At 64.6% G+C, this 7,154-nt stretch carries 10 protein-coding genes and 1 pseudogene; 7 read left to right on the plus strand and 4 right to left on the minus strand.

The window, feature by feature from the left end:
• Nucleotides 1–414 (plus strand): annotated as a pseudogene (locus ACTHLF_RS06695) (acyltransferase family protein); the annotation flags it as partial.
• 40 nt (nucleotides 415–454) lie between these two features.
• Here the strand turns inward: ACTHLF_RS06695 and ACTHLF_RS06700 are convergent.
• Nucleotides 455–640, minus strand: coding sequence for a CsbD family protein (locus ACTHLF_RS06700; RefSeq protein ID WP_440325952.1), 186 nt, complete (start codon nucleotides 638–640; stop codon nucleotides 455–457).
• Nucleotides 641–765: 125 nt separating this feature from the next.
• On the opposite strand from ACTHLF_RS06700, the gene ACTHLF_RS06705 reads away from it, so the two are divergent.
• The gene (locus tag ACTHLF_RS06705; protein WP_440325953.1) at nucleotides 766–2,088 is read left to right on the plus strand and encodes an Nramp family divalent metal transporter; all 1,323 of its coding nucleotides are present in this window, start codon (nucleotides 766–768) and stop codon (nucleotides 2,086–2,088) included.
• Nucleotides 2,089–2,159: 71 nt separating this feature from the next.
• Nucleotides 2,160–2,666, plus strand: a complete 507-nt coding sequence (locus ACTHLF_RS06710) for a DUF6496 domain-containing protein (RefSeq protein WP_440325955.1) — start codon at nucleotides 2,160–2,162, stop codon at nucleotides 2,664–2,666.
• Between the two features lie 149 nt (nucleotides 2,667–2,815).
• Here ACTHLF_RS06710 and ACTHLF_RS06715 read toward each other — a convergent pair whose 3' ends face one another.
• On the minus strand, nucleotides 2,816–2,977 hold the full coding sequence (locus tag ACTHLF_RS06715; protein ID WP_440325957.1) for a hypothetical protein: 162 nt from the start codon (nucleotides 2,975–2,977) through the stop codon (nucleotides 2,816–2,818).
• Nucleotides 2,978–3,562: 585 nt separating this feature from the next.
• On the opposite strand from ACTHLF_RS06715, the gene ACTHLF_RS06720 reads away from it, so the two are divergent.
• From ACTHLF_RS06720 to ACTHLF_RS06735, 4 genes are read left to right on the plus strand one after another with little or no spacing between them, the layout of a single operon-like run.
• A complete protein-coding gene (locus tag ACTHLF_RS06720) occupies nucleotides 3,563–4,675 on the plus strand; it encodes an S-(hydroxymethyl)glutathione dehydrogenase/class III alcohol dehydrogenase (RefSeq protein ID WP_440325959.1) in 1,113 nt (370 codons plus the stop codon).
• An 8-nt stretch (nucleotides 4,676–4,683) separates the two neighbouring features.
• A complete protein-coding gene (locus tag ACTHLF_RS06725; protein ID WP_440325961.1) occupies nucleotides 4,684–5,100 on the plus strand; it encodes a ketosteroid isomerase-related protein in 417 nt (138 codons plus the stop codon).
• A gap of 60 nt (nucleotides 5,101–5,160) precedes the next feature.
• Nucleotides 5,161–6,147, plus strand: coding sequence for an MBL fold metallo-hydrolase (locus ACTHLF_RS06730; RefSeq protein WP_440325963.1), 987 nt, complete (start codon nucleotides 5,161–5,163; stop codon nucleotides 6,145–6,147).
• 33 nt (nucleotides 6,148–6,180) lie between these two features.
• Nucleotides 6,181–6,393 (plus strand): RNA-binding S4 domain-containing protein, encoded by a 213-nt coding sequence (locus ACTHLF_RS06735; protein ID WP_440325965.1) that lies wholly within the window; start codon nucleotides 6,181–6,183, stop codon nucleotides 6,391–6,393.
• A gap of 68 nt (nucleotides 6,394–6,461) precedes the next feature.
• Here the strand turns inward: ACTHLF_RS06735 and ACTHLF_RS06740 are convergent, their stop codons facing one another.
• Together ACTHLF_RS06740 and ACTHLF_RS06745 are read right to left on the minus strand one after the other, a co-directional pair.
• Nucleotides 6,462–6,737, minus strand: a complete 276-nt coding sequence (locus ACTHLF_RS06740; protein ID WP_440325967.1) for a hypothetical protein — start codon at nucleotides 6,735–6,737, stop codon at nucleotides 6,462–6,464.
• 223 nt (nucleotides 6,738–6,960) lie between these two features.
• Nucleotides 6,961–7,154: hypothetical protein (locus ACTHLF_RS06745; protein WP_440325969.1), on the minus strand; the 194-nt coding region annotated here is incomplete at its 5' end.

Raw genomic sequence — 7,154 nt, forward strand, 5'->3', positions numbered from 1 at the left:
CGTCGCGTGCTTGCCGTCAGCGGCGTCGTCGCGCTGGTGGCGATCATGTTTTCCGGTGGCTGGGTCTGGCGGCTGATCCACGAGCAGTACCTGCTCGTGCTGATCGTGGCCGCAGCGTGCCTCGTCCTCGCCTCGCCGGAGGGCGGCACGGGCATGCGTGGTACAGGCTGGCTGCAGGCCATGGGGCGCGCGAGTTACGAGATCTACCTCACCCAAATGTTCGTGGTGTTCGCGCTCGTCGGCGTGGCGCGCATGAGTGGAACGGACAAGGCATGGGGCTGGATCTGGTACGCGCCGGCCTTGTCGCTTGCGTGGGCTTTGGGCTACGCGGTCGCGCGGTACTTCTCCGAACCCGCCGACCGCTGGCTGCGGCGGCGTTTGCTCAAGCCCGCGACTGCACCGGCCGTGGCGTGATGCGATCGGGGCGGGGCCAGTCGGCCCCGCCCATCCTTGCTTAGTGGTGGCGGTCGCGATCGCGCGCGTGGTCAGCGGCCTTGCCCACTTCCTTCTGGACCTTGCCGGCATTCTTCTCGATGTTGCCCGCGGCTTCTTTCGCGTGGTTACCGGTCAGCTTGCCCGTGGCTTCCTTCACGGCGCCCTTGACCTCGTGTTTCATGCCTTCGGTACGGTTCTTGTCCATGGTGGCTTCCTCGCTACTCTGCGCCATTCGCAGCGTCCACGGTGTACCCGTTCCCGCCATTACAGCTTCGTGAAGCGAACGCGACGTGGCATTCACCGCTACCGTCCGGCGGGGTAGGATGTCGCATGTTCTTTCCGTTACCCAAGACGGCCACGGCGCCGTTCTGTCCGTCCGAAGTCGCCGGTTCCATCGTCGTTGCGCAGGATCTTCCGTGGTGGAAGAAGGCGCTGCGCTTCGCCGGCCCGGGTCTGCTCGTTTCGGTTGGGTACATGGATCCGGGCAACTGGGCCACCGACATCGAGGCTGGCTCGCGCTTCGGCTCCCGGTTGCTGTTCGTCGTGCTGCTTTCCAGTCTCGCCGCCATGCTGTTGCAGTGCCTTGCCGCACGGCTCGGCATCGCGACGCGCAAGGACCTGGCGCAGCTATCGAGCCAGCGCTATACGAAGGCCCTGGGCCGGGCGCAATGGGTGCTCGCCGAACTCTCCATCATTTCCTGCGACCTTGCCGAGGTGCTGGGCAGCGCGCTGGCGTTCAAGCTGCTGTTCGGCGTGTCGCTGCCGGTGGGTGTCGCGCTGACCGCGCTGGATACCTTCATCGTGCTCGGCCTGCAGGGGCAGGGCTTCCGGCGCGTCGAATCGATCATCCTGGGGCTCGTCGGCACGATCGGCATCTGCTTCGTGGTCCAGTTGTTCCTGATCGGGCCGGACTGGCATGCGGTGGCGGCGGGTTTCGTGCCGTCGCTGCATGCCCTGGATAGCCGCGAACCGCTGTACCTGGCCATCGGCATCCTCGGTGCCACGATCATGCCGCACAACCTGTACCTGCATTCATCGATCGTGCAGACGCGCGCGGTGTCGGGTGAGACGGGCAAGTGGGCCGCGATCAGGCTCACGCGCGTGGATACGATCTGCTCGCTGAGCCTCGCGCTGTTGATCAATGCAGCGATCCTGATCGTGGCCGCAGGCGCCTTCCATGCGACCGGTCGCCATGATGTGGCGGACATCGGCGATGCCTACCAGCTGCTCGCGCCCATCGCTGGCACGACGGTGGCTTCCATCGCCTTCGCCATCGGCTTGTTCGCCTCCGGACAGAGCTCGACGTTTACCGGCACCATCGCCGGGCAGGTGATCATGGATGGCTTCCTGCAAATGAAGCTGCCTTGCTGGCAGCGTCGGCTGATCACCCGTGGCCTCGCCATCATTCCCGCGTTCATTGGCGTGCTCGTGATGGGCGACCGGGCGATCGGCGCCTTGCTCGTCGCAAGCCAGGTCGTGCTCAGCGTGCAGCTGCCGTTCGCGATGTATCCGCTGATCCGCTTTACCGACGATCGCGCGCTGATGGGGCCGTTCGCCAACACGCGGCTCGTGTCGGTCGCCGCCTGGCTACTCTTCGCCACCATCTCGGCCGCGAACGCATGGCTGGTGGCGCAGTTCTTCGGTTTGGCGTGACGCGCGGCATACACGGGCATCACGACCCGCACCGGTAGTCTCAGGCTCCTCATGCCAGAGGAGCCACGCTCATGCCCGAGAAGAAAACCACTGCCAGGGCTGCCCGCGACAAGCGCGAGGGCAAATCAGCGTCCACACAGGCCGGCGAGTACGTGCGCGAGGAAATCGAGCACGTTCGCGAAGGCAAGCACGGCGCGCGTTCGGCGAAGCAGGCGATCGCCATAGGCCTGTCCAAGGCGCGCCGGGATGGTGTAAAGGCCAGGCCATCGAAGACCGCCAGCAAGGCGACGAAGAAGAAGGCGGCCCAGGACACCGCTGCGGCGCGTAAGCGTTCATCCGGTACGGCGACGAAGAAGTCGGCGGCCCGCAAGCGCGCGACGACCAAGGCGCTCAAGCGCGAGGGCACGGCGGCCGCGTCGAAGAAGGCGCTGTCCACCCAGGCCCGGAAGAGCGCGGCAAAGCGCACATCGGCCAGCAAATCGACGGCAGCAAAAAAGGCCGCGCATACCAAGGGCGCCGCCGGCCGTTCCGCGGCGGCAAAGAAAGCCGCGAAGACCCGGGCCCGCAAGGCCTCGTAGAAACGCAGAAGGCCCGCACATGGCGGGCCTTCTTATGTCGCGTGGCGTTCTCTCGTAGGAGCGGGGTGGGCCGCGGCCTTCGGCAGGCGTGGACTGGGTAGTGTGCCGCGATAACGGCGTGCCCAGCTCGCCCTACGGCGAGGTGCGGCTTACAGCGCGTCGGAGCTGAGGCGGCTGGCGACTTCGCCCAGCCAGTCGTAGCCATCCATCTCGCCGCCGAAGAGGTCGAGGCCGTTGGACGCGTCCGACATGCGGCCGCCAGCGGTGTATTCGAAAGTGGTGATGCCGTAATCGTTGCGAAGTTCGTTCATGGTCTTGTCTCCCAGTCTCTTGTATGACCGGTTGTTTCAATCAACACCACGCCGCCGGTCTCTTGCGTGGTCGGGACGTTACGCTGGCCTGGGAAATCCCGGTAGAAGGCCAAATCGTACCTATCCGTTTCATTTGGTGAACAATCGACTCGTTAGGCTTTCGTATGCCGGCATTTGTACCGAATTACTGAACCCGTGAGTTTCGTATCACCCTTAGTAGGGGCCTATTGGCCGCTTTCAAGGGCTGCAATGCTTAAAAAGTTAGACAGCGGACGTAAGTAAAAGGTTCAAAGATTTTTTCGATGGCACCCATGGATCGGGCCTGTCGAACACCTTTCTGCAGCCGTTCGTTCGTGGAAGCGTGCTGATCCGTTAACCAGAGTTTAACTCAATCGGTCGAAGGCTGCCATGGCGGTGTTTGCTTCCGTTCACATTTCGTTCGCGAAGTCCGCCAGCCGTTGGGAGACAACGGCGTCGGAGCGGGCCTCCATACGGGTCCGTGCGGACGCAGCCCGGGCTGGCTACACTCCGTGGTCCACCCGGCCCCCGGCCGGCACCGTACGCCACCGTTTAGAGGAATGACCCATGAAGTCGCGCGCCGCTGTTGCCTGGGAAGCAGGAAAGCCCCTGTCCATCGAAGAGATCGACGTACAGGGACCGAAGGCGGGCGAGGTGCTGGTGCGCATCGTGGCCACGGGCGTCTGCCACACCGACGCCTTTACGTTGTCCGGGGCGGACCCGGAAGGCGCCTTCCCGGTCGTCCTGGGCCATGAGGGTGGCGGCATCGTCGAGGAAGTGGGCGAGGGCGTCACGTCGCTGAAGCCGGGCGACCACGTCATTCCCCTTTACACCCCTGAATGCGGGGAGTGCTCGTTCTGCCGTTCGGGCAAGACGAACCTCTGCCAGAAGATCCGCGTCACCCAGGGCAAGGGCGTGATGCCGGATGGCACCTCGCGCTTCTCCATGGGTGGCAAGACCCTGCTGCATTACATGGGTACGAGCACCTTCAGCGAATACACCGTGCTGCCGGAGATCTCGCTGGCGAAGATCAACAAGGATGCGCCGCTGGACAAGGTCTGCCTGCTCGGCTGCGGCGTGACCACGGGCATCGGCGCGGTGCTCAACACGGCCAAGGTGGAGCCGGGCGCGACCGTGGCGGTGTTCGGCATGGGCGGCATCGGCCTGTCGGTCGTGCAGGGCGCCGTCATGGCGAAGGCCGGCCGGATCATCTGCGTCGATACCAATCCGGCGAAGTTCGAGATGGCGAAGATGCTTGGCGCCACCGATTTCGTGAATCCGCGCGATTACCCGGATACCCCCATCCAGCAGGTGATCGTCGACCTGACCGATGGCGGCGTCGATTATTCCTTCGAGTGCATCGGCAATGTCGACGTGATGCGCTCCGCGCTCGAGTGCTGCCACAAGGGCTGGGGCGAGTCGATCATCATCGGCGTAGCGGGTGCGGGCCAGGAAATCCGTACCCGGCCGTTCCAGCTGGTCACGGGTCGCGTCTGGCGCGGTTCGGCATTCGGTGGCGTGAAGGGCCGCACGGAATTGCCGGGCTATGTCGATCGCTACATGGGTGGGGAAATCAAGATCGATCCCATGATCACGTATACGATGGGGCTGGACGATATCAATCGCGCCTTCGACCTGATGCACGAGGGCAAGTCCATCCGCTCCGTCATTATCTATTGAGTGCCGCGATGAACGAGACGATCGACCTGATCCGCCGCTATTACGACGCGTTCAATCGCGGTGACTGGGCGGGCATGCTGGACCTGCTGGACGAGCAGGTGGCCCACGACGTGAACCAGGGCGGCCGCGAGACCGGCCGCCAGCGCTTCGCGGCGTTCCTCGAGCGCATGAACACGAGTTATTCCGAACAGCTGAAGAACATCGTGATCATGGCGAACGAGGCGGGCAACCGCGCCGCCGCCGAGTACGTCGTGCATGGCGAATACAAGGCGACCGACGAAGGGCTGCCGCTCGCCCAGGGGCAGAGCTATGTGTTGCCTGGCGGGGCGTTCTTCGATGTCGCCGGTGGCAGGATCACCCGCGTCAGCAACTACTACAACCTCGAGGACTGGCTGGCCCAGGTGCGGCGGATCGACGTCGACTGACCTTGAAGCCGGGGTGGTGGGGCCGCAGGTCTTCCGGTGACCCCACCATCAAGGCAAGGCATGCCCTGGACGAATCCGTACTTCGACGCCACGAAGGCGCACCACGCGCGCGAGGGCTTCCGTAACCTGGAACCCGAAACGCGCGAACCCGGCGGCCTGAAGCGCTGGCGCCGCGAGCGCAAGGAACAGCAGCTCCCGCGTCCTCCCACCGAAGGTTACGAAGCCTTCGCCCGCCGCTGGTGGCAGCCCGCGGATTTCGCCGGCAGCGATGACGCCGCCTGGTGGCTTGGCCATGCCAGCGTGCTCGTGCGAAACCAGGGGCTCACCGTGCTCACCGACCCGGTGCTGGGCAAGCGGGCTTCGCCACTCTCGTTCGCTGGGCCGCTGCGGCGCACGCCGACACCTGCGGAAGTCGCCGCGTTGCCGCGCATCGACGTGGTCGTGATTTCCCACAATCATTACGATCATCTGGACCGTGCGAGCGTGCTTGCCATCGCCCGGCGTTTCCCGGGTGTCGTGTTCCTCGTGCCACTGGGGCTGAAGCGCTGGTTCGATCGCGAGCGGATCGGGAATGTGCGCGAGCTCGACTGGTGGGCCTCCACCGAAGTGGGCGGCGCGGTCTTCACCTTCGTGCCTGCCCGGCACTGGAGTGCCCGCACCCTTTGGGATCGCAACCGTTCGCTCTGGGGTGGCTGGGTGATGGCCCAGGCCGGCTTCCGCTTCTGGTTCGCCGGTGACACCGGCTACTCCGACAAGCTCGCCGAGATCGGACGCCGTGCCGGTCCGATCGACCTCGCCGCCATTCCCATTGGCGCATATGCCCCGCGCTGGTTCATGCATGGCCAGCATGTGGATCCGGCACAGGCGGTGCAGTTGCACCGGGAGATTGGCGTGCGCCGTTCCATGGCGATCCACTGGGGTGTGTTCGAACTGGCCGACGACCAGCTGGACGAGCCGCCGCGGTTGCTGGCCGAGGCGCTCGGCGCCCAGGGCATGGCGGCGGAGGAATTCATGCTTTTGAACATCGGCGGCCGGATTGCGCTTTAATGTGCGCCCCCCTTGTTACCTGATGCCCGACCCATGTCATCGCAAACGTTCGAACTCGAAGGCGAGTACGTTGAATTGAACCAGTTGCTCAAGCTGGCCGGGATCGCCGCCAGCGGCGGTGAGGGCAAGCACCTCGTGGCCGACGGCCTGGTCACCGTCGATGGCGTGGTCGAGTTGCGCAAGACCTGCAAGATCCGGGCGGGGCAGGTCGTGGCGATCGATGGCGAGACCATCCGCGTGGTCTGATCCACGGCGTGGTCCATGAAAAAGCCGGCGCCTCGCGGCGCCGGCTTTTTTCGTTCATGCGCTGGCGATTACATGCCGCCGGCGGTCGAGGACTTGGCCGGAGCCGTTTCGGTGCCGGTGGCAGCCTTCTTGTGCTTCTTGTGGGTCGACTTCATCGAGCCGTTTTCATTGCCGGTTTTATCCATCGAGCCGCTCTTCATCGAGTCGGAGCTGGAATGCATCGGCGTGGCAGCGGTGGAGGCCGGCGTCGGCGAAGCCTTCGAAGCAGCGTCCTGCGCAAAAGCGGCGCCAGTCATGAGGGTGCAGCCGGCGAGCATGGCGAGGATCAGTTTCGTGTTGCGCATGACGAATCTCTCCTGGAACGTGTGAGCGCCTTGGATTCATGGCGGCGACGCCGGGCGCGGCGGCGTGCCGCTTAAAGACCGGAATAGGTGCGGTCGGTGCAGAAGCTATTCCTTTTTCGATGAATAAAGGGAATCTCGTCCTGCGGTTCCTAGGCATCCATTCAGGTGGAAATTACATGTCGTTAAGTGAGGACGAGGAAGTCGGCGCGTGAGCGTTTCGGTGTTACTGGAAATCCCGCGAGACGGATCCAAAAGCGGGCAGCAGGTCACTGAAATCGAGCAGCCGGTGCGCCCCGAGGTGGCGCACGCCCGCCATGGATTTCCATTGCCCATCCACCGCCAGCAAGACCCCATCCACCAAGGCCTGTCGGCACGCCGCGGCCCCCCTCGGGCGGCCGATCACGTTGACCTGGCCGG

Origin of the sequence: Luteibacter sp. (assembly GCF_051958795.1) — a bacterium.
GTDB lineage: Bacteria > Pseudomonadota > Gammaproteobacteria > Xanthomonadales > Rhodanobacteraceae > Luteibacter.